This is a genomic window from Rhizobium sp. PP-F2F-G48 (genome assembly GCF_004342335.1).
GTDB lineage: Bacteria > Pseudomonadota > Alphaproteobacteria > Rhizobiales > Rhizobiaceae > Ferranicluibacter.
Genome location: NZ_SLVH01000034.1, coordinates 1 through 1,193, shown reverse-complemented (window position 1 = coordinate 1,193; position 1,193 = coordinate 1). Strand labels below are relative to the sequence as shown.

Genomic DNA, 1,193 nt, shown 5'->3' with positions numbered 1-1,193 from the left:
CGATGGGCTTCGGCTGCTTGTGACAGCGGCATCACCTTGCCGATGTTGATCGACAGCTTGCCGGTCATCAGGAAGCCGATCAGTTCGTTCATCGTCTCGGCCATGAGCTCCGGCCAGGCGGCATAGGCCGCGATGTAGATGCCGATGACGCTGTGATTTTGAGCCGTCAGCCGCCAGGGGTCGATCTGGGCGGATTTGCCGCTGGATTGCCCGAGATAGACCATGCGGCCGAAGGGCGCCAGGGCGTCGAGAGCCCTGTTGACGTTGTCGCCGCCGGCGGTTTCCATGATCAGGTCGACGCCGCGTCCATCGGTCAGTTCCTTCACGCGCTCGGCCCAGTCGGGCTGGCGATAGTCGACGGTGGCGTCCGCTCCGAGCTTTTCGGCGATGGCCCGCTTTTCCGGCGTGCTCGCGGCGGCGATCACCTTGCCGGCGCCATAGAGCTTGGCGAGCTGCACCAGGAACGAGCCGAGCCCGCCGGCAGCACCCTCGATCAGCACGGTTTCGCCTTCGACGAGACGGCCGGATTTGCGCAGCGCGATCGCCGCCGTCATGCCATGCGCCACCAAAGCGGCCGCGTTCACGGCGTCGAAGCCCTCCGGCAGAGGGATGACGATCTGTGCGGGAACGGCGATATATTGGGCATATCCGCCGGCGCCCGGGGTCGCGAGCACGGGCGTGCCGACCGCCGGCCCCGCAACGCCCTCGCCGAGCGCCGCAACCGTGCCGGCAACCTCGATACCGAGTGTAAAGGGCACCGGCGAGGCTTCCGGATAGTCGTCTCCGCGCCGCCGCATCGTATCGGCATAGTTCAATCCGACGGCGTCGACGCGAATGAGAATTTCGCCGGGGCCGGCTGTCGGATCCGGAACATCCTCATAGACCAGAACCTCGGGGCCTCCCGTTTGGTGGAACCGCACTGCTTTCATGTCACTTCTCCATTTGCATCACGCGATGCATAGGTATATGCAGGAAACCTAGTGTCAATTAGGCACTTATTGTCGCTCAGGTATCCCGGAGGAAACCGCATGGCGGATAGGAACTGCACACTTGGAGAGTCGGCCGAGCTCGTCCGGCTCATTCTCGATCAGATCGCTGATAAATGGTCGATCCTCATCATGGCATCGCTTTGCCGCGGACCGATGCGCTTCAATTCCCTGAAACGGGAACTGGAAGGCGTCACGCAGAAGTCC

Annotated in this window: 2 protein-coding genes; one reads left to right on the top strand and one right to left on the bottom strand. The window is 63.2% G+C overall.

Annotated features, from left to right (window positions below; translation table 11 throughout):
- On the bottom strand, positions 1–929 hold a 929-nt coding region (locus C8J36_RS24695), incomplete at its 3' end, for a zinc-binding dehydrogenase (RefSeq protein ID WP_132537895.1).
- A 99-nt stretch (positions 930–1,028) separates the two neighbouring features.
- On the opposite strand from C8J36_RS24695, the gene C8J36_RS25700 reads away from it, so the two are divergent.
- Positions 1,029–1,193: winged helix-turn-helix transcriptional regulator (locus C8J36_RS25700; protein WP_132537894.1), on the top strand; the 165-nt coding region annotated here is incomplete at its 3' end.